At 74.8% G+C, this 19,638-nt stretch carries 19 protein-coding genes; 17 read left to right on the top strand and 2 right to left on the bottom strand.

Features of this window, described 5'->3' with window-relative positions:
• The first annotated feature begins 48 nt into the window (after positions 1 to 48).
• Genes G6R13_RS00920 through G6R13_RS00910 form a run of 3 tightly spaced genes read left to right on the top strand, consistent with a single transcriptional unit; the run spans position 49 to position 2,893 of the window.
• On the top strand, positions 49 to 723 hold the full coding sequence (locus G6R13_RS00920) for a lysophospholipid acyltransferase family protein (RefSeq protein ID WP_010078961.1): 675 nt from the start codon (positions 49 to 51) through the stop codon (positions 721 to 723).
• On the top strand, positions 720 to 1,757 hold the full coding sequence (locus G6R13_RS00915) for an NAD(P)H-dependent glycerol-3-phosphate dehydrogenase (RefSeq protein ID WP_163720886.1): 1,038 nt from the start codon (positions 720 to 722) through the stop codon (positions 1,755 to 1,757). Before G6R13_RS00920 ends, G6R13_RS00915 begins: the two co-directional genes overlap by 4 nt.
• A complete protein-coding gene (locus G6R13_RS00910; RefSeq protein ID WP_163720884.1) occupies positions 1,754 to 2,893 on the top strand; it encodes a D-alanine--D-alanine ligase family protein in 1,140 nt (379 codons plus the stop codon). The genes G6R13_RS00915 and G6R13_RS00910 overlap by 4 nt, the downstream gene beginning before the upstream one ends.
• Positions 2,894 to 2,949: 56 nt before the next feature.
• Here G6R13_RS00910 and G6R13_RS00905 read toward each other — a convergent pair whose 3' ends face one another.
• Positions 2,950 to 3,429, bottom strand: a complete 480-nt coding sequence (locus G6R13_RS00905; RefSeq protein ID WP_163720882.1) for a DUF3515 family protein — start codon at positions 3,427 to 3,429, stop codon at positions 2,950 to 2,952.
• Positions 3,430 to 3,518: 89 nt separating this feature from the next.
• Here G6R13_RS00905 and G6R13_RS00900 point away from each other — a divergent pair, with 89 nt between their 5' ends.
• The 4 genes from G6R13_RS00900 to rsmD are packed head-to-tail and all read left to right on the top strand — an operon-like array spanning position 3,519 to position 8,429.
• Positions 3,519 to 4,643 (top strand): LCP family protein, encoded by a 1,125-nt coding sequence (locus G6R13_RS00900; protein ID WP_036338094.1) that lies wholly within the window; start codon positions 3,519 to 3,521, stop codon positions 4,641 to 4,643.
• Entirely contained in the window at positions 4,640 to 5,680 is a 1,041-nt protein-coding gene (locus tag G6R13_RS00895; protein ID WP_163720881.1) for a DAK2 domain-containing protein, read from the top strand. Before G6R13_RS00900 ends, G6R13_RS00895 begins: the two co-directional genes overlap by 4 nt.
• A complete protein-coding gene (locus tag G6R13_RS00890) occupies positions 5,670 to 7,862 on the top strand; it encodes an ATP-dependent DNA helicase RecG (protein ID WP_163720879.1) in 2,193 nt (730 codons plus the stop codon). The genes G6R13_RS00895 and G6R13_RS00890 overlap by 11 nt, the downstream gene beginning before the upstream one ends.
• A gap of 3 nt (positions 7,863 to 7,865) precedes the next feature.
• Positions 7,866 to 8,429, top strand: a complete 564-nt coding sequence (rsmD, locus tag G6R13_RS00885; protein ID WP_163720877.1) for a 16S rRNA (guanine(966)-N(2))-methyltransferase RsmD — start codon at positions 7,866 to 7,868, stop codon at positions 8,427 to 8,429.
• 237 nt (positions 8,430 to 8,666) lie between these two features.
• On the opposite strand, the gene G6R13_RS00880 is transcribed toward rsmD, so the two are convergent.
• The gene (locus tag G6R13_RS00880; protein ID WP_163720875.1) at positions 8,667 to 9,920 is read right to left on the bottom strand and encodes an aminotransferase class I/II-fold pyridoxal phosphate-dependent enzyme; all 1,254 of its coding nucleotides are present in this window, start codon (positions 9,918 to 9,920) and stop codon (positions 8,667 to 8,669) included.
• A gap of 132 nt (positions 9,921 to 10,052) precedes the next feature.
• Here G6R13_RS00880 and coaD point away from each other — a divergent pair, with 132 nt between their 5' ends.
• The 10 genes from coaD (at position 10,053) to wecC (ending at position 19,607) form a co-directional block, all read left to right on the top strand.
• Positions 10,053 to 10,526, top strand: coding sequence for a pantetheine-phosphate adenylyltransferase (gene coaD / locus G6R13_RS00875; RefSeq protein ID WP_036338106.1), 474 nt, complete (start codon positions 10,053 to 10,055; stop codon positions 10,524 to 10,526).
• Between the two features lie 68 nt (positions 10,527 to 10,594).
• Positions 10,595 to 11,509 (top strand): UTP--glucose-1-phosphate uridylyltransferase GalU, encoded by a 915-nt coding sequence (gene galU, locus G6R13_RS00870; protein WP_163720873.1) that lies wholly within the window; start codon positions 10,595 to 10,597, stop codon positions 11,507 to 11,509.
• Between the two features lie 174 nt (positions 11,510 to 11,683).
• Complete coding sequence (locus G6R13_RS00865) at positions 11,684 to 12,256, top strand: YceD family protein (RefSeq protein WP_098093088.1); 573 nt, start codon at positions 11,684 to 11,686, stop codon at positions 12,254 to 12,256.
• A 2-nt stretch (positions 12,257 to 12,258) separates the two neighbouring features.
• On the top strand, positions 12,259 to 12,462 hold the full coding sequence (gene rpmF, locus G6R13_RS00860) for a 50S ribosomal protein L32 (protein WP_002856390.1): 204 nt from the start codon (positions 12,259 to 12,261) through the stop codon (positions 12,460 to 12,462).
• A gap of 73 nt (positions 12,463 to 12,535) precedes the next feature.
• On the top strand, positions 12,536 to 13,198 hold the full coding sequence (gene rnc / locus G6R13_RS00855) for a ribonuclease III (protein ID WP_020621711.1): 663 nt from the start codon (positions 12,536 to 12,538) through the stop codon (positions 13,196 to 13,198).
• Between the two features lie 4 nt (positions 13,199 to 13,202).
• Complete coding sequence (mutM, locus tag G6R13_RS00850; RefSeq protein WP_044659151.1) at positions 13,203 to 14,120, top strand: bifunctional DNA-formamidopyrimidine glycosylase/DNA-(apurinic or apyrimidinic site) lyase; 918 nt, start codon at positions 13,203 to 13,205, stop codon at positions 14,118 to 14,120.
• A gap of 50 nt (positions 14,121 to 14,170) precedes the next feature.
• Positions 14,171 to 15,316, top strand: coding sequence for an LCP family protein (locus tag G6R13_RS00845; protein ID WP_061867854.1), 1,146 nt, complete (start codon positions 14,171 to 14,173; stop codon positions 15,314 to 15,316).
• Positions 15,306 to 16,493 (top strand): glycosyltransferase family 4 protein, encoded by a 1,188-nt coding sequence (locus tag G6R13_RS00840; RefSeq protein WP_061867853.1) that lies wholly within the window; start codon positions 15,306 to 15,308, stop codon positions 16,491 to 16,493. The genes G6R13_RS00845 and G6R13_RS00840 overlap by 11 nt, the downstream gene beginning before the upstream one ends.
• Complete coding sequence (locus G6R13_RS00835) at positions 16,490 to 18,271, top strand: glycosyltransferase (protein ID WP_084776597.1); 1,782 nt, start codon at positions 16,490 to 16,492, stop codon at positions 18,269 to 18,271. Before G6R13_RS00840 ends, G6R13_RS00835 begins: the two co-directional genes overlap by 4 nt.
• Positions 18,272 to 18,362: 91 nt before the next feature.
• Positions 18,363 to 19,607, top strand: coding sequence for a UDP-N-acetyl-D-mannosamine dehydrogenase (wecC, locus tag G6R13_RS00830; RefSeq protein ID WP_061867852.1), 1,245 nt, complete (start codon positions 18,363 to 18,365; stop codon positions 19,605 to 19,607).
• The last annotated feature ends 31 nt before the right edge of the window (positions 19,608 to 19,638 follow it).

Raw genomic sequence — 19,638 nt, 5'->3', positions numbered from 1 at the left:
GGGGGTCGTCCGACGCGTACCGCGCGGGCCCCCTACGTGATCCCGGGGGTGATCGTGCGACCGGCGATGCGGGCCCTCGTCCGCCAGGTGTGGGAGGGGACCGAGCACCTGCCCGAGACCGGCGCGATCCTCGCCGTCAACCACATCTCGGAGGTGGACCCGCTCTCCGTGGCCCACATGGTCTACAACCAGGGCCTGCTGCCGACCTTCCTCGCCAAGGCCGAGCTCTGGAAGGTGCCCGTGCTCAAGCAGGTCCTCGAGGCCACCCGCATGATCCCGGTCGAGCGCACCCGCGACGGCGGCCGCTCGCTCGCCGCCGCCCGCGAGGCCGTCGCCACGGGCCGGGCGATCATCGTCTACCCGGAGGGCACCGTCACCCGCGATCCCGACGGCTGGCCCATGGCCGGGCGCAACGGGGCCGTGCGCCTCGCCCTGCAGACCGGCGCCCCGCTCATCCCCGTCGGTCAGTGGGGCATCCAGGAACTGCTGCCGTACGGCGGCCGCTCCCTCCGCGTCCTCCCGCGCAAGACCGCCCGGATCCGGGTCGGCGCGCCCGTCGACCTCGCGGACCTGCGGGACCGCCCCGTGACGGCGGCGACCCTGCGCGAGGGCACCGGCCGCATGATGGCCGCGATCACCGACCTGGTCGCCGAGCTGCGCGGAGAACCGGCCCCGGAGGGCCGCTGGGACCCCACGACGGGACGGCGGGTGACCGGGGCATGAGCGATCCGCGCACCGTCGCCGTCCTCGGGGCCGGCAGCTGGGGGTCGGCCTTCGCCCGCGTCCTGGGCCTGAGCACCAGTCCCGAGTCCGCCCGCGCGTCCGAGATCGTGATGTGGTCCCGGCGGGCCGAGGTCGCCGAGGCCATCACCGAGCGACACGAGAACCCCGAGTACCTGCCCGGCATCACGCTGCCCACCTGCGTGCGCGCCGTCACCGACGCCGCCGAGGCGGTCCGGGGCGCCGGCGTCGTGGTGGTGGCCGTGCCCGCGCAGCACGTGCGCGAGACGCTGCGCACCGTGCGCGCCGACCTGGCCCCGGACGCCGTCGTGGTCTCCCTCGTCAAGGGCCTCGAGCGCGGCACCGACGCGCGGATGTCGCAGGTCTGCGCGGCGGAGCTGGGCCTCAGCCCGGACCGGTTCGCGGTGGTCTCCGGACCCAACCTCGCCCTTGAGATCGCGCGCGGCGAGCCCACCGCCACGGTGGTCGCCTCGGCCTCGCGCGCGACGGCGGAGCGCATCGCCGCCCTCACGGCCGGCCGGACCTTCCGGCCCTACACGAACACGGACGTCGTGGGCGTGGAGATCGGCGGCGTGGTGAAGAACGTCATCGCGCTCGCCGTGGGCATCTGCGACGGGCAGGGGCTGGGGGACAACTCCAAGGCCTCCGTCATCACCCGGGGCCTGGCCGAGACCACCCGGCTGGCCGTCGCGCTCGGCGGCGACCCGGCCACCATGGCCGGGCTCGCCGGCCTGGGCGACCTCGTCGCCACGTGCGCCTCGCCCCTCTCCCGCAACCGCACGGCCGGCCGCCACATCGGCACCGGCCTCAGCGCGGAGGAGGCGGTGGCCGCCATGAGCCAGACGGCCGAGGGCATCAAGTCCGTCTCCGCCATCGTGCACGCCGCCCGCGCCCACGGTGTGGAGATGCCCATCAGCGAGCTGATGGACCGGGTGGTCGCCGGGGACGTGGCCGTGGACCGCCTCGCCGAGCTGCTGCTCGCCCGTGACCTGAAGTCGGAAGGACGCACCGCATGACCGCCACCCCCGCCCCGAAGGCCGCCGCCGGCGCGCGTCCCCGCGTGCTCCTGCTCTTCGGCGGCCGCTCGAGCGAGCACCCCATCAGCTGCGTGACCGCGGCGGGCGTGCTGCACGCGGCCGACCGTCAGCGCTGGGACGTCGTGCCGGTGGGTGTGGCCCGCTCCGGCCTGTGGTCGCACGACGAGCTGGACGTGGCCTCGTTCCGCCTGGACGGCGACGTCCTGCCGGAGGTGCCGGAGCCCGAGGCCCCGGTGAGCCTGCGCGCCCTGCCGGACGGCACCGTCGAGCTGACCGCGGCCGACGGCTCCTCGCTGGGCCCCGTGGACGTCGTGTTCCCGCTGCTGCACGGCCCCTGGGGTGAGGACGGCACCCTCCAGGGCATGTTCGAGTCGCTGGGTCTGCCCTACGTCGGCTGCGGCGTGCTCGCCTCCGCGGTCGGCATGGACAAGCACTTCATGAAGGTCGCCTTCCAGGCCGCCGGCCTCGAGGTCGGCCCGTGGGAGACCATCACCGCCCGCGACTGGGCGCGCGATCCGGAGGCGGCCCTCGCCCGCGCCGGGGCGCTCGCCTACCCGCTGTTCGTCAAGCCCGCCCGCGCCGGCTCGTCCTTCGGCATCACCCGCGTCACCGAGCCCGCGGGTCTGCGCGCCGCCGTCGAGGAGGCCCGTCGCTTCGACCCCAAGGTCGTGGTGGAGGCGGGCATCGTCGGCCGCGAGATCGAGTGCGCCGTCCTCGACGGGCACGGCTCCGCCGCCCCGCGCGCCTCGCTGCCGGGGGAGATCGTCGTGGCCCAGGACGAGGGTGAGACGCAGTTCTACGACTTCGAGTCGAAGTACCAGGACACCGGCACCACCCAGCTGTCCTGCCCGGCCGAGCTGCCGGAGGAGGAGATCGAGCGGCTGCGCGCCCTGGCGATCCGCGCCTTCGAGGCCGTGGACGGATCCGGCCTGGGTCGCTGCGACTTCTTCTTCACCCCGGATGGGCGCTGGGTGGTCAACGAGATCAACACCATGCCGGGCTTCACTCCCATCAGCATGTACCCGGCCATGTGGGAGCGGACGGGCCTGTCCTACGACGATCTGATCTCGGAGCTGCTGGACCTCGCCCTCGAGCGGGGCGTCGGCCTGCACTGACGCGGCCCGCGGCCGGCCCGGGCCACGGCGGTCGTGCCGGCCGGCCCGCGCCGGTCTCAGCCGACGGGTGTGGCGTCCTGCACGCCGACGCAGCCGCCGCTGGGCTCGATCTGCGCGACCGCCGAGGACAGGCCCACCATCACGGTGTCCGAGCTGGCCTGGTCCTTGCCGAACAGCACCTCCACGGCCGGGTCACGGCCGTAGGTGGTGATCCGCCAGTTCTCGTCCTCGTCCCGGATGACCCAGTCGATCCCGTCCACGGAGATGCAGCGGTCCGTGGTGGGGCCGGGGACCTCGGCGCCGCAGCGCAGGACGACGGCGGCCGGGTCACCCCACACGGCCGTCGCCTGGCTGTCGGTGGGGCGCAGGTCGAGGTCGCCCAGGACGTCGGGCATGGCCACCATGGCCGGGGCACACGCCGGGTCAGCGGCGTGGGGCGCGGCCTCCACCGTGGCCACCCGTCCGGTGCAGGCCGTGGCGCCGAGGGCGATCGCGGTCAGGAGGGGCACGAGACGACGCAGACGGCGGGATTCCATCCGCCCAGGATACGTGCGGCGCCGGGACCCGCGGGGGCCCGTGCCCTAGCATGGGCGGGACCGTTCCCGTCCCCGCCTCAGGAGCCCACGTGAGCAGCACCGCGGACCCCCGCCCCCGCCCCCCGCAGGAGGACGTCGCCGTCGGGCGGCGCCGTCGTCGTCGCCGCCCGTGGCTGATCGCCCTGGCGGTGGTGCTCGTGGCGCTGCTGGCCGTGGGCATCGCGGCGGCGGTGTACGTCGGCGGGATCGCCCGGATCATCGACCAGGACACCCAGCGCTTCGACGGCGGCGCGTTCCCCGCCGAGTCGGGCCGCCCGGGCGCCGCGGGGGCGTCCGCCCAGCAGCCCACCGCGCCGCCGCCCGGCATGGACGCGGACCAGGCCGCCGAAGGCGCCCAGGGCCCCGTCGCCCCGGACGCGGACGAGAAGGCGGACGAGCAGGCCCTCGACGTGCTGCTCGTCGGCGAGGACGCGGGCGCGGAGGGCCGTGACTCCGCCGGCCGGTCGGACACCCTCATGTGGGTCCACGTGCCCGGGGACCGCAGCGAGATCCAGGTCATGTCCATCATGCGCGACATGTGGGTGCCGATCCCGGGACACGGGGACCACAAGGTCAACGCCGCCTACCAGTACGGCGGCATCCCGCTGACGGTGGCCACCGCGGAGAACATGTTCCAGGCACGCGTGGACCACGTGATCGCCGTGGACCTCGCCGGCTTCAAGGGCCTCGTGGACGCCCTGGGCGGCGTCAGCGTGGACAACCCCAGCGCCTTCGTCTCGACCGGCGGCATCGACTTCCCCGCGGGCACCGTGCAGATGGACGGGGACAAGGCCCTGGCCTACGCGCGGGAGCGGTACAACCTGCCGCGCAGCGACTTCGACCGTGTGGAGAACCAGCAGCGCCTGGTCAAGGCCATCGTGGCCGCGTTCCTCTCCCGCGACACCCTCTCGGACCCGAGCCGCGTGCAGGCCGCCGTCGAGGAGTTCGCCCCTTTCCTGACCCTCGACGACGAGCTCGACTCCAGCACCCTCGCGAACCTGGCGTGGTCCCTGCGCGACGCGCGCGACGCCCCGATCGTGACCAGCACGGTGCCGTCCGTGGGCGTGGGCTACACGGACACCGGCGAGGACGTCGTGTGGCCGGACTGGGCGGCGATCGCCCGCCTGGGCGAGGGCATCCGCACCGGCACCCTGGGGGAGGCCGTGGCGCCGTGAGCACGCCGACCCGGCCGTCGCTGGTGCCGCACTGGCTCGCGCTCGCGGAGGAGCTCGTGGGCCGGGCCGCGCCGCGGCTCGACGCCCTGAACCTCTTCCCGGTCCCGGACGCGGACACGGGCACGAACATGCTGGCCACGCTGACGGCGGCCCGCACCGCGGCCGACGCCTGCCCCGCACAGGACGACGCCGGCGCCGTGCTCGCGCACGCGGGCGCGGCCGCGCTGGACTCGGCCCGGGGCAACTCGGGCATGCTGCTGGCGGTCAGCCTGGCGGGGATGGCCGAGCCCCTGCGCGGCCGGGAGCGTGTCGACGCGTTCGCCCTGGCGGCGGCATTCGGGGCCGCCGACCGGGCCGCCCGGCAGGCCCTGTCGGATCCGCGCGAGGGGACGATCCTCACGGTGCTCTCCGCGGCCGCCCGCAGCCTCGCGCGCTCGTCCACCCAGGCCCCCGACACCCCCGCGGTGGCCGGGGACGCGGACCCGGCCGTGCGGCTCGGCCCGGCCGTGACCGTCATGCTGGCCGACTGCGTGCAGGCCGTGGAGGAGACCGAGTCGTTGCTCGCCCCGCTGACCCGGGCGCAGGTCGTGGACGCCGGTGCCGTCGGGCTGCTCTGGGTGTTCGAGGCGCTGCGCTCCGTCGTGACGGGCACGCCCGTGGACGAGGAGTTGGCCACCGCGCTCCCCGGCTACGTCGAGGGCGCCCACGCCGCGGAGGGCGAGTCCGTCGCCGAGGCGGAGGCGCCGGCCGAGGGGGCCGTCGAGGTGATGGGCACCCTGGCCCTGACCCCGCTCGCCGCGGCCGAGCTGCGCCGACGGCTGGCCGACGTGGGGGACGCCGTGATCCTGGCCCCCCTCGGGACCGCCCGTGACGGGCAGGGCCGGGTCCCGTGGCGGGTCCACGTGCACGTGCCCCGCGCCGAGGACGCGATCGGCCCCCTGCGGGCCGCCGGCGACGTCGAGGGCCTGACCGTCACCGACCTGGCCGGGCCGTCGCACGGCGACGACGCCGCACCGGACGGGTGCCATGGCCGCTGAGGCCCCCGTCACCGACCTGCCCCTGTCCGAGGTGCTGGGCGGGAAGCTGCCCGCCCGCCTCGAGAAGGAGCTCGGGCTGACCACGGTCGGGGACCTGCTGGACCACGTGCCGCGCCGCTGGATCGAGCGCGGCGAGCTCACCCCCATCGCCGCGCTGCCGCACGACGCCGAGGTGACCGTCGTCGCCGTCGTGGAGTCGGTGACCACGCGGCGCATGCACAGCCGGCCCGGGTTCATCGTGGACGTCACCGTCGCGGACCCGTCCGTGGCCGGCGTGCCGGGGGCGAGCCTGTCCATGGCCTTCTTCAACGGCCACGACGCCCGCCGCCGCCTCGCCCCCGGGATGACCGCCATGTTCCAGGGCCGCACGACCGAGTACCGCGGCCGGATCACGCTGAACAACCCGGACTTCGCCCTCCTGGACGACGACGTCGCCCCGGGGGAGGTGGACGTGCGACCGGTCCCGCTCTACCGGGCCACGGGGAAGCTGCCGTCGTGGACGGTCCGCTCCGCCGTCGCCCGGGTGCTCGAGACCGTCGACCTGGGCCGCATCCCGGAACTGCTCACCGAGCGGATCCGCGCGGAGGCCGCCGCGGCGCTCGACCTGGACGCGCCGCTGCCGGGCACCGCCCAGGCATACCGGGACCTGCACGCCCCGCACGACGTCGCCGCCACCGGCCCGGCGCGGACCGCGCTCGCCCTGCGTGAGGCGCTGCTCGTCCAGGCCGCGCTCGCCTGGCGCCGGGACCGGGAGCGGGCGGTGCCCGCCGTGCCCCGCCCGCCGCGGGCCGGGGGCCTGCTCGAAGCCCTGGACGCCCGCCTGCCGTTCGCGCTGACGCCCGGCCAGGTGGCGGTGGGGGAGCAGCTGTCCGCCGAGCTGGCCCGGGACGCCCCGATGAGCCGGCTGCTGCAGGGGGACGTGGGCGCGGGCAAGACGCTCGTGGCCCTGCGGGCGATGCTGCAGGTCGTGGACGCCGGCGGCCAGGCCGCCCTGGTGGCACCCACCGAGGTGCTCGCCGCGCAGCACCACCGTGCCCTGCTGCGCCTGATGGGCCCCCTCGCCGAGGCCGGCACCCTCGGGGCCGGCGACGGCCCGGCCACGAGGGTCGTGCTGGTCACCGGCTCGCTCAAGACCGCCGCACGCCGCGAGGCCCTGCTGGCCCTGGCCTCCGGCGAGGCCGGGATCGCCGTGGGGACGCACGCCCTGCTCTCCGAGAAGGTGGGCTTCGCCGAGCTGGCCCTGGCCGTCGTCGACGAGCAGCACCGCTTCGGCGTGGACCAGCGCGAGGCCCTGCGGCGGGCCAACCCCGGCACGCACCTGCTCGTCATGTCCGCCACGCCCATCCCGCGCTCCGTGGCGATGACGGTGTTCGGCGACCTGGACCTCTCGGTGCTCGAGGGGCTGCCCTCGGGGCGTCAGCCGGTCACCACGCACGTGGCGCGGATGGCCCACGGCCCGCGCATGATCGGGCGCGTGTGGGAGCTGATCGCCGAGCACGTGGCGGCCGGCCACCAGGCGTTCGTGGTGTGCCCGCGCATCGACCCCGACGACGCCGACCCGGGTCACGCCAACGTGGAGGAGATGACACCCCGGCTGCGGGGTCTCCCCGCGCTGGCGGGGCTGCGGATCGACGCCGTGCACGGGCGCATGGACCAGGTCGAGCAGGACGCGGCGATGCAGGCCTTCGCGCGCGGGGAGACGGACGTGCTCGTGGCGACCACCGTCGTGGAGGTGGGCGTGGACGTGCCCAACGCGACGGTCATGGCGATCCTCGACGCCGACGACTTCGGCCTGTCCACCCTGCACCAGCTGCGCGGCCGCGTGGGCCGCGGGCCCGGGGCGGCGGTCTGCCTGCTGGCCACGCGCCTGCCGGACGGGCACCCGTCGCTGCGCCGGCTCGAGGTCCTGGCCCAGGAGCAGGACGGCATGCGCATCGCGCAGGAGGACCTCGCCCAGCGCGGTGTCGGCGACGTGCTCGGCGCCGCCCAGTCCGGGCTGGCCTCGGGGCTGCACCACGTGGACGTCATCGCCGACGCCCCGCTGATCGCCGTGGCCGCCGACGCCGTCGCGCAGGTCATGGCGGCCGGCCCGGGGCTCTCCGCCCACCCGGCGCTCGCCGCCGAGGTGGCCCGCTGGGAGGCCGAGCACCTCACCGCCGCCGACTACCTCGAGAAGGGCTGAGCCATGTCCCGCATCATCGCCGGCGCGGCCGCCGGGCGGCCCCTGACCGCCGTCCCCGGCACCGGCACGCGCCCCACCACGGATCGCACCAAGGAGGCCCTGTTCTCCTGGCTCGAGGCCCGCGACTGGCTGGACGGGACGGCCGTGCTCGACCTCTACGCCGGCTCCGGCGCCCTGGGGTGCGAGGCCGCCAGCCGCGGAGCGGCATCGGTGCTGCTGGTCGAGCGGGACCGGAAGGCCGTGACCGCGTGCCGCGCGAACGCCGCGCTGGTCAACCGGGCGCGCGGGGCCGACGTCGTGCGCGTGCGTGCCGGGAGCGTGGAGCAGGTGCTCGCGGCGGAGGCCGCGCCCGTGGACCTGATCCTGGCCGACCCGCCGTACCCGGTGGCCGGCCCGCCGCTCGAGGCCGTGGTGGAGGCGGCGGCCGGGCGGCTCGCCCCGGGCGGGCTGCTCGTGCTCGAGCGGGCGGCCCGGGACGTGGCGCCGCGCCGGCCGCGCGGCCTCGAGGAGGTCGAGGTGCGCGTCTACGGCGAGACCGCCCTGTACCTCTGGCAGGACGAGCGCTGACCCCGCCCACCCGCTTTCGTTCGGGAAACGGCGGCGTGTCGGCCTGCTTTCGTTCGGGAAACGGCGGCGTCTCGGCCCGTTCTCACCGGGGAGACGGGAGGGCGGAACGGACTGGGCTCAGCACGGAACCGCGAGCACGGCGGCCGCCGTTTCCCGAACGAAAATGCTCCGGGGGCCGCCGTTTCCCGAACGAAAGTGCTCCGAGGGCCGCCGTTTCGTCAACGAAAGCGTCGGGGGTCAGGCCGCGCGCAGCCGCGGGGCCGCCTCGGCCAGGCGGCGCATCGCCTCGTCGATCGCATCCGGGGACTTGCAGAACGCCAGCCGCAGCCACGACCGCAGGTGGCCCCCGTCCGGGCGGCAGAGCGCGCCCACGGGGATGCCCGTGACGCCGGCCTCACGCGTCCACTGCACCGCGGCCTCGGCCGCGTCCGTCACACCCCACGGGGCCAGGTCCACGACGACGAAGTAGCCCGCCGCCGGGACGACCGGGTCCAGGCCCGCCTCCCGCAGGCCCGCCACGAGCCGATCCCGGGCGTCGCGGTACCGCTCGCGCTGGCCGGCGAGGTGCCGTTCGGCGTCGTCGGTGGGCAGGTAGGCACCCAGCGCGCGCTGGAAGGCGGGGCCGGAGGAGTAGGTGAGGAACTGCTTGACGGCGCGCGCGGCCCCGACGAGCTCGGCCGGGCCGGTCAGCCAGCCGACCTTCCAGCCGGTGACCGCGAACGCCTTGCCCGCGCTGGAGACCGTCAGGGCGATGTCCTCGGCGCCCGCGACCGAGCGCAGGCCGACATGCTCGCCCTCGTAGACGAGGTGGTCGTAGACCTCGTCCGCGAGGATCAGCACGCCCCGGGACCGGCACAGGGCCACGAGCTCCTCGAGCAGCTCCCGCGGATAGACCGCGCCCGTGGGGTTGTGCGGCGTGTTCACGATGAGCAGGCGCGTGCGGTCGGTCATCGCCGCGGCCACCCGTGCCGGGTCCGGCAGGAAGTCCGGCGCCTCCACCGGCACGCTCACGTGCCGGCCGCCGGCCAGGGCGATCGTGGCGGCGTGCGAGTCGTAGAACGGCTCGACCGTGACGACCTCGTCGCCCGGGCGCACGAACGCCAGGACCGTCGCGGCGATGCCCTCGGTGGCACCCGTGGTGATCATGACCTGCGTGGCGGGGTCCTCCGTCACGCCCCAGTGGCGCCGGCGGTGCTCTGCAACGGCCCGCCGCAGCGCGGGGTCGCCCGTGCCGGGGGCGTACTGGTTGGGGCCCGCCAGCACGGCGTCGGCCGCCAGCCGCAGCAGCGCGTCGGGGCCGTCGGCGTCGGGGAAGCCCTGGCCGAGGTTCACGGCCCCGTGCTCGACGGCGAGGCCCGTCATCGTCTCGAACACGGTGGGCACGGGGCCGGCGTCGCCGAGCAGGCCCGCGGCCGCCGCCGTGCGACGCCACGGCGCGTCCACGTCGACGTCGTGCGGTGCTGATCTGGGGGTGGGCTGGGTTCCGTCCATGGCCGCACTGTACCCATCGCCGCGGACCGCACACGGCGGCGCACGCCGCGCCCGGCAGGACCGCGACGCGCCGGAGCCGGACCGGACGGGCGTCCGTCGCCGCTCGGCGCGGCCCCCGCTAGGCTGGCACCCATGCGTCGTGCCGTCTGCCCTGGTTCGTTCGATCCCCTCCACAAGGGGCACGTCGAGGTGATCGCGCGAGCCGCGAACCTCTTCGAGGAGGTGGTGGTCGCCGTATCCTCCAACCCGGCCAAGACGTACCGCTTCAGCGTTGACGAGCGCATCGCCATGATCGAGGCGACGGTGTCCTCCCTCGCCGGTGTCGCGGTCCGGCCCATGGGCCCGGGCCTGCTGGCCGAGTTCTGCCGGCAGATCGGCGCGGACGCGATCGTCAAGGGGCTGCGCGGCGGCGCCGACCTCGAGTTCGAGGCCCCGATGGCCGCGATGAACCGCCACCTCACCGGGGTCGAGACGGTCTACCTCCCAGCCGATGCCCGGTACACCCATGTGTCCTCCTCGCTCATCAAGGAGGTCCACGGACTCGGCGGCGACGTCGCCGAGTTTGTCCCGGCCGCGGTCCTGCGCGGCCTCGACGGCGGGGCCTGACCCCGCCCGGCCCACCCGCGGGCCACCCTTCTGCTCGTCCCACCGCATCCACCGCAGGAGAACCGCCGATGACCGTCCCGCCCCCCTCCCGCCCCCGCACCCGCAAGGCCGTCATCCCGGCCGCCGGCCTGGGCACCCGCTTCCTGCCGGCCACCAAGGCCATGCCGAAGGAGATGCTGCCGGTGGTTGACCGGCCGGCCATCGAGTACGTGGTGACGGAGGCCCGGCGTGCGGGCCTGGCGGACGTGCTGATGATCACGGGCCGGAACAAGCGGGCCCTCGAGGACCACTTCGACCGCCATCCCGCGCTGGAGGCCGCGCTGGAGCACAAGGGCGACGCCACGCGGCTCGCGCAGATCCACGAGTCGGACCTGGTGGGGGACATCCACTACGTCCGTCAGGGCGAGGCCCTCGGGCTCGGCCACGCGGTGAACTGCGCACGCCGCCACGTCGGCGAGGAGCCGTTCGCGGTCCTGCTGGGCGATGACATCATCGGCGACGGCGAGGCTCTGCTCGAGCGCATGATCGACGTGCAGCAGCGCCTCGGCGGCTCCGTGATCGCCCTCATGGAGGTCCCGGAGGAGGCCGTCTCGGCCTACGGCGTGGCCGCGGTGCAGGCCGTGCCGGGGGAGGGCGACGACGTCGTCCGCGTCACCGACCTCGTGGAGAAGCCGGCCCGCGAGGACGCCCCCTCCACCCTCGCGATCATCGGCCGCTACGTGCTGGCCCCCCAGGTGTTCGACGTGCTGGACGAGACCCCGCCCGGCCGCGGCGGGGAGATCCAGCTCACCGATGCGCTGCAGAGGCTGGCCACGGAGGACGGTGAGGGCCGCGGCGTGCACGCCGTCGTCTTCGACGGCCGCCGCTACGACACGGGGGACAAGCTCGGCTATCTGCAGGCGGTCATCGAGTTCGGGACGCGGCACGAGGACCTCGGGGCCGACCTGCGGGCCTGGCTCCGGGAGTTCACCGCCGGGCTCTGAGCCGGGCAGGCGACGCGCGGGCCGCCGCCGGCTTTGGCCGAGGCGGACCCACCCGGTAGGATGGGCTGTCGGTCCGTCGTGGCTGGACCCGTGTCCAGGCCGCATCGCACCCCCGCAGAGGGCGTGCGGACGGGCCGTGTACCCCCGCCGTCCCACCCGCCGAGAGGAGCGACCATGGACAGCATCCAGCACCACGGCGCCGACTCGCCGTGGGTGATCCCCGTGCGCGATCTGACGCGCGGGGCCGGAGTCCAGCGCGAGCTGACGGCCGAGTGGCGCGCCCCTGCGGGCGTCTCCACGCCGCTGTTGGGGATCCCCGAGGGGGACCCCGTCGAACTGGACCTGCGTCTGGAGTCGGTGCACGAGGGCGTCCTCGTCACCGGCACCGCGGACGCGACCCTGAAGGGCGAGTGCGGCCGTTGCCTGCGCCCGCTGCACGAGGGGATCACCGTGGACCTGCAGGAGCTGTACCTCACCGGCACGTCCGAGGACGACGCCGGCGAGCAGCCGCTCGTGGTGCGCGAGACCGTGGACCTGGAACCCGTGTTCCGGGACGCCGTGGTCATCGCCCTCCCGTTCCAGCCGCTGTGCCGGCCGGACTGCGAGGGCCTGTGCGCCGACTGCGGCATCCGCCTCGAGGACGCGCCCGAGGGGCACGCCCACGAGCGCGTGGACCCGCGCTGGGCCGCCCTGGCCCACCTCGCGGGCACCTCAGAGACCTCCATCACCGAGACAGAAGAGAGATAGTCGTGGCAGTCCCGAAGCGGAAGATGTCCCGTGCCAACACCCGTGCCCGCCGGTCGCAGTGGAAGGCCACCGCGCCCGCCCTGGTGAAGTCCGTCGAGAACGGTCGCGTCTCGTACCGCCTGCCCCACCAGGCCGAGCTGAAGACCGACGCCGCCGGCACCCCCCTGTTCTTCGAGTACAAGGGCCGCAAGGTCGCCGACGCCTGAGATGGCGTCCCCATCGGCTCGCCGCGGGCCTGAGCCCGCGCCCGAGCCAGAAGAGCTGTTCGAGCGTCTCGGCGTGCACATCACCGCCGGGACGCTCGAACGCGCTCTGACGCACCGCTCGTTCGCCTACGAGCAGGGCGGGCTGCCCACCAACGAGCGCCTCGAGTTCCTCGGGGACTCGGTGCTGGGCTACGTGGTCACCGACCACATCTTCACGGTGTACCCGGACCTGGCCGAGGGCGATCTCGCCCGCCGCCGGGCCGCCGTCGTGTCCACGCGTGCCCTGGCGAAGGTGGCGCGCCGGATCGGCATCGGCCCGTTCGTGCGCCTGGGCACGGGGGAGCGCCGCACCGGCGGGGCGGACAAGGACTCGATCCTCGCCGACACCCTCGAGGCGCTCATCGGCGCCGTCTACGTGGACCACGGGGCCGTGGCCGCGGCCGCCCTCGTGCACCGCCACGTGGTGCCGCTGCTGGACGAGCCGGACCTGCTGCGCGAGAGCACCGACTGGAAGACGGTCGTGGCCGAGGCCGCCAGCCGCCACGGTCTCGGCGCCGTCCGCTACGCGATCGAGGGTCAGGGCCCCGCGCACGACCCCCGCTACCGGGCCACCCTCGTCGTCGGCGAGCGCGAGTACGGCTCCGCCGTCGCCAGCTCCAAGAAGCAGGCCGAGCGGGACGCCGCGGCCGCCTCCTGGCCCGCCCTCGAAGCGGGCCTGCCGGCCGCGGGGCGCTGAGCCCGTGCCGGAGCTGCCCGAGGCCGAGGTCGTCCGGCGCGGCCTGGCCCGGTGGGCCACGGACGCCGTCGCCGCGGAGCTCGAGGTCCTCGACCCCCGCTCGCTGCGTCGCAGCCCCGGTGGTGCGGACGCCCTCCGGGAGCGGCTGCGAGGCGCCCGACTGGCCGAGCCGGCTCGCCGCGGCAAGTTCCTCTGGCTGCCCCTGGCCGAGGGCGACGACGCCGTCGTCGTGCACCTGGGGATGAGCGGGCAGATCCTCGTGGACGGACCGGGGGCCGCCGACCAGCGACACCTGCGCCTGCGCCTGCCCGTCACCGCCGCGGACGGGTCCGCCCGCGAGCTGCGGTTCGTGGACCAGCGGATCTTCGGCGGCTGGTGGCTCGACGCGCTGCGGCCCGACGACGCCGCCGGCGGCGAGCGGATCCCCACCACGGCCGCCCACATCGCCCTGGACCCGCTGCACCCGCTGTTCGACCCCGTGGCCGTGCACGCGCGCCTGGCACGGCGCCGCTCCACCCTCAAGCGCGCGCTGCTGGACCAGTCGCTGGTCTCCGGGATCGGCAACATCTACGCGGACGAGGCCCTGTGGGGCGCCCGCCTGCACCCCGAGCGGCCGACCGAGCGCATGCGCCGGGCTGACACGCTGCGCCTCCTGGCGGCCGTCCAGGACGTGATGCGCCGGGCCCTGGAGGTGGGGGGCACGAGCTTCGACGCGCTCTACGTCAACGTGGACGGGCGATCGGGCTACTTCGCCCGCTCCCTGGCGGCCTACGGGCGCACCGGGCAGCCGTGTCGCCGCTGCGCCGCCGAGGGGGTCGACTCCCGCATCGTGCGCGAGCCGTTCATGAACCGTGCGAGCCACCTGTGCCCGCGCTGCCAGCCCAGGCCGCGCCGTCGCCGGGCCGCGGTGGCCGACGCCTGACGGGGCGTCCGTAGACTGGGCTGACCCCCGACCTCGAGCAGGAGACACGAGTGAGCCATCCCCCGGCCGCGTCCTGGACGCCCGAGCCCCTGCCGCGTCCCGAGTCCCCGCGCGACGACGCCTCGTCGGTCGCGCGGCGCCGCCGGCGCTGGCCGTGGGTCGTCGGCGTGCTCGCCGTCCTGCTCGCGGCGCTGCTCGGTCTGGGCGCCTGGTACGCGGGCTCGCTCGGGCGCACCTTCGACGACCACCGGCAGACGGTGGACGTGGGGGCGCTCGAGCAGGCGGCCGGCAACGGCCCGCTGAACGTGCTCGTCCTGGGCTCCGACTCCCGCGAGGGCGAGGGCGAGCAGGACATGGGCCAGCGCTCGGACACCATGATGCTCGTGCACATCCCCGCGGACCGACGCCAGGTCTACGTCATGTCCGTGCTGCGGGATTCGTGGGTCACCGTGCCCGGCCACGGTGAGGCGAAGATCAACTCGGCCTTCGACACGGGCGGCTACGCGCTCGCCGTGGACACGGTGGAGCTGCTGCTGGGAGTGCCGATCCACCACGTCCTCGAGGTCGACTTCCAGGGCTTCCGGGGCGTGACGAATGCGCTGGGCGGCGTCGAGGTCTGCAACCCGCAGGCCTTCTCCTCCGGTCAGGCCAACCCCTCGTACTACCCGCGCGGACACATCCTGCTGCAGGACACCGCCGCCCTGCGCTACGTGCGCGAACGGCACGCCTTCGACGACGGCGACGTCACCCGCGTGAAGAACCAGCAGCGCTACCTGGCCGGGGCGATGGACCGCTTCCTCAGCCCGGAGATCCTGGGCAATCCCGCCCGCACCACCGAGGTCGTCGCCACGTTCTCCGACCACCTCGGTGTGGACGAGGGGCTCACGTCCGGCGTGATCGCCTCGCTCGCGTGGCAGCTGCGCGACGTCCGCGGCGAGGACGTCGAGATGTTCACGGTGCCGCGCAAGGGCTTCGCGGAGGGCCCGAACGGCGACGCCATCGTCGAGCTCGACGAGGACAAGCTGGCGGACCTGCGCTCCGCCCTCGCCGACGACGACGTCCAGCGCTACGTCGACGAGCACGAGCCCACGAAGGAGAAGAAGGCCCAGGCCGCCGGCGGTCCCGCCCCCGTGCTGACCCTGCTGACCGGCACCACGCCCGCACCCGCCCTCGGGGAGGACCCCTGTGACGACTGAGCCGCGCCGCCCCCGCCTCCTGCTGGTCTCCCACTCCTACCGGCCCGAGCGCACCCCGCCCGCGCGTCGCTGGGGCGCGGTCGTGGCGGCGCTGCGGTCGGCGGGCTGGGACGTCGACGTCGTCGCGCCCGGGGGGGTGCGCCCCTTCGCCGGGCCCGACGGCGAACGTGTCCTGCCCACGCCTCGCCTGCCCCTGGGGGAGGCCGGCCGCAACGGTCGTTTCGCCGAGGCGGTGGTGCACGCGCTGCTCGCCATCCCGCGCGGGATGGCCACCCGACGCCCGGACGTGGTGGTGGCCACCGTGCCCGCCCTGCCCGTGGTGGTGCCCGGCGTCGTGCTCTCCCGTCTCTGGCGCCGTCCCCTCGTGCTGGAGATGCGCGACGCCTGGCCGGATCTCGCCCACGAGGCCGGGGTCCACCAGGGCCTGCTGGGCGCCGCAATGGAACGCGTCGTGACCGGCGGCCAGCGCGCGGCCCGACTCGTGGTGACCGTCACGGACGGCTTCGCGGAGACGCTGCGCGGGCGCGGGGTCGAGCGTGCCGAGACCTTGTGCAACGGCGTCGAACTCGCAGGCCTGGCGTGGGCACCTGCTCGGAGGCGCGAGCCCGGGGACCTGCACGTCCTCTACCTCGGCAACATGGGTGAGAGCCAGGGGCTCGAACGGCTCATGGAGGCGGCGGCCGAACTCCGCCAGAGCCGGCCAGGGGTGCGGGTCCGGCTCGTCGGCGCCGGCACTCGGCGCGGCGAGCTCGAGGCGCGTAACGCGGAGCTCGGCTCCCCGGCCGAGATCCTTCCTGCCTGCTACGGCGAGGATGCGGCGGCCCAGTACGCCTGGGCGGACACACTCGTCGTGGCGCTGCGGCCTGACTGGCCCAGCTTCCGCCACACGGTGCCGTCGAAGACCTACGAGGTGCTCGCCGTCGGCCGGCACGTCACCGGGATGGTCACCGGCGAGGCGGCCCGCACCCTCGAGGACGCCGGGGGAGCCGACGTCATCGGCCCACGGGTAGCTGACCTCGTCGCGCATCTGACCGCGCTCGCCGACGATCCGGCTCGCACTGATGTGGGGGAGGGCGGCCGCCCGTGGGTCCGACGGCACGCGGACCTGCCGAGCGTCGCCCGGCGTTACGTCCGGCTGCTGGGGCAGCTCGTCCCCGACTACAGGAGACACGCATGACCTCCATCCTCCTCGATTCCGTCCGCGCACTCGGCCACGCGCCACTCGTCCTGCGGACGGTGGTCGACCACCTGCGGGACGACCCGGCGGTCCTGGGCCTGCAGATCAGCCGTCGCCTGCCGCTCGCGGCACGCGTGGGCCTGGGGCGCCTGGCAGAGTCCCTGCCCGCACGCCCCGGCGTGGTCTTAGGCGCCATGGGTCTCGCGGCCGCCGGCCGGCACGTGGACCTCCTCGAGCACGTCGAGGCGGTCCTGCCGTCCGCCGGCGCGCCAGATCGGGTGCGACTGGCGGACGTGCTCACGGCCGCGCAGGAGCCTGACCGGGCCCAAGCCGTCCTCGACGCCGTGCCCGTCGACACGCCGGGCTTGGCCGCCGCAAGGGCCCGCGTGGCCTGGCACCGCGGTGACGTCGAGGCGGCCATCTCCCTGCTCGGCGGCACCGGCCGGGACGGTGTCGTGCGAGCCCGGTTCGCCTCCGAGGTGCGTGCTCTGCGCGGGGGCGCCCTGCCGTTGCCGCGGGCAGACCGGGACCGGGCCGTTGGATATCGGCCCCGCCCGGGCTCGGCACTGTTCGTCCTGACCAACTCCCTGCCCCACACCGGTTCCGGATACGCGCAACGCAGCCACAGCCTCGCGTGCGCGCTGCGGGACGAGGGCTGGCACGTAGAGGCCGTCACCCGGCTCGGTTGGCCGGTCCAGACCGGCGTGCTCACCGCCGCCCGACGCGACATGGTGGACGGCATCGTGTACCACCGCCTCCTGCCCTCGAGCCTGGCCCGGGGATTCGACGGACGGCTGGCTCAGCACGCGCGGATGCTCCTCGATCTGGTCCTCGAGCGCCGCCCGGCGGTCCTGCACACCACCACCCACTGGGTCAACGCCGTGGTGACCCGCGCGGTCGCGGAGGCCGTGGGCGTCCCGTGGGTGTACGAGGTGCGCGGGCAGCTGGCGGACACCTGGGCCTCGACGCGCGGACCCGAGGCGCTGCGCTCCGACCGCTACGCCCTGTTCACGGCCCGCGAGGACGACGCCGTGCGTTCTGCCGACGGCGTCGTGACGCTCGGTGAGCAGATGGCCCGCCGCATCGCCGCGGCCGGCATGGACCGGGACGCCGTCGTGCTCAGCCCTAACGGGGTGGGGGGCGCCTTCCTGGAGGAGCCCGCCCCACGCGAGGATGCTCGCCGCCGTCTCGGGCTGTCCATGGACGACGAGATCGTCGGCACCGTCTCCTCCGTGGTGCCGTACGAGGGACTCGACGACCTTGTGCGTGCCGTCGCCGCGCTCGTCGACGAGAGGCCGCGCCTGCGGCTGGCCGTGGTGGGGGACGGCGTTGCCCTGCCGGCCCTGCGCCGGCTTGCGGCCGACCTGGGGATCGAGGATCGGCTGCTCGCGCCGGGACGGGTGGACCGTTCCCTGGCTCCCGTGTGGCACCAGGCCCTCGACGTCTTCTGCGTGCCTCGCAAGGACACGGGCGTGACCCGGGCGGTGACGCCCATGAAGCCGCTGGAGGCCATGGCCACGTCCCGGCCCGTCCTCGTCTCGGACCTGCCCGCGCTGAGCGAGATCGTCGAGGACGGCGTGACCGGACGGGTGCTGCCGGCCGAGGAACCGGAGGCGTGGGCCGCCGCCCTGGCGGCGCTACTCGACGACCCCGCCGCGGCCCGCGGCCTCGGAGCCAGGGCGCGGGAGTGGGTGCTCGGGCATCGGACCTGGGCGGCGAACGCCCGGCGCTATGACGCCCTCTACCGGCGCCTGGGCGTGACGGCGCCGTCTGCCTGAACTAATCCTTATACTCGACAGAGCATCACGGGGAGTCCGGCCCGCGCCGGATTCTGCCCTTGCCACCGCTTAGACGAACGAGGACCTCTAGATGACGACGCAGATCAAGGACGTGGCCGTGATCGGCCTGGGCTACATCGGGCTGCCGACAGCTGCCATCCTGGCCGAGAACGGCGTGCGTGTGCACGGCGTGGACGTCAGCCAGCGCACCGTGGACGCGGTCAACGCAGGCACCGTGCCCTTCGTGGAGCCGGACCTGGCGGACTTCGTGGAGCGCAACGTCAAGGCCGGTCGACTGTCCGCGTCCCTGAAGACGCCGCAGGCCGACGCGTACATCGTCGCGGTCCCGACGCCCTTCAAGGACGGCCATTCGCCGGACCTCGGCTACATCGAGGCTGCGGCCCGCGGTCTCGCCCCGCAGCTGCGCGGCGGCGAGCTCGTGATCCTGGAGTCCACCTCGCCCCCCGGCGCCACCGAGCACATGGCCGCCGTCATCCGCGAGGCACGGCCGGACCTGGACGGCGTCACCCTGGACTTCGCCCACTGCCCGGAGCGGGTGCTGCCCGGCCGGGTCATGATCGAGCTCGTCACGAACGACCGCATCGTGGGCGGGTCCACGCCGGAGGCCGCGCAGCGCGCCAAGCAGCTGTATGAGGCGTTCTGTCAGGGGGAGATCCTCGTGACGGACTGCGTCACCGCGGAGATGGCCAAGCTGGTCGAGAATTCGTTCCGTGATGTGAACATCGCCTTCGCGAACGAGCTGTCCCTGATCTGCTCCGACCTGGGGATCGACGTGTGGGAGCTCATCGAGCTTGCCAACCACCACCCCCGTGTCAACATCCTCCAGCCGGGCCCCGGCGTGGGCGGCCACTGCATCGCTGTGGACCCGTGGTTCATCGTCGACGCCGCACCGCAGACGGCCCGCATCATCCGTGCGGCCCGCGAGATCAACGACGGCAAGCCGAAGTGGGTCGTGGACCAGGCCAAGGCCGCCGCGTTCGACGTGCAGCAGGCCACCGGCCGTGCCCCCGTGGTGGCCGTCCTCGGTCTGGCATTCAAGCCGAACATCGACGATCTGCGTGAATCGCCTGCCCTGAACATCGCGATCGAGGTGGCGCAGCAGTTCACCGGTTCGCGCATCCTCGTCGTGGAGCCGCACGTGGAGGAGCTGCCCGCTGCGCTGGCCGGCCGTGACAACGTGGAGTTGGTCCCGGCCGAGGACGGCATTCGGGAGGCGGACGTCGTCCTGCTACTGGTGGACCACGATGCGTTCGCCAGCCTCGGTGCCACCACCGAGGGCAAGAAGGTCATCGACACGCGCGGCCAGTGGCGCTGACACGAACTCGGCACCTGTGGCGGGGCGGTCG

It is taken from the genome of Micrococcus sp. Alg238-R198, from assembly GCF_900537135.1.
In the GTDB taxonomy this organism is placed as follows: Bacteria; Actinomycetota; Actinomycetes; order Actinomycetales; family Micrococcaceae; genus Micrococcus; species Micrococcus luteus.
The sequence above is the reverse complement of the archived record's forward strand: the minus strand, read 5'-3'. Positions and strand labels throughout refer to the sequence as shown.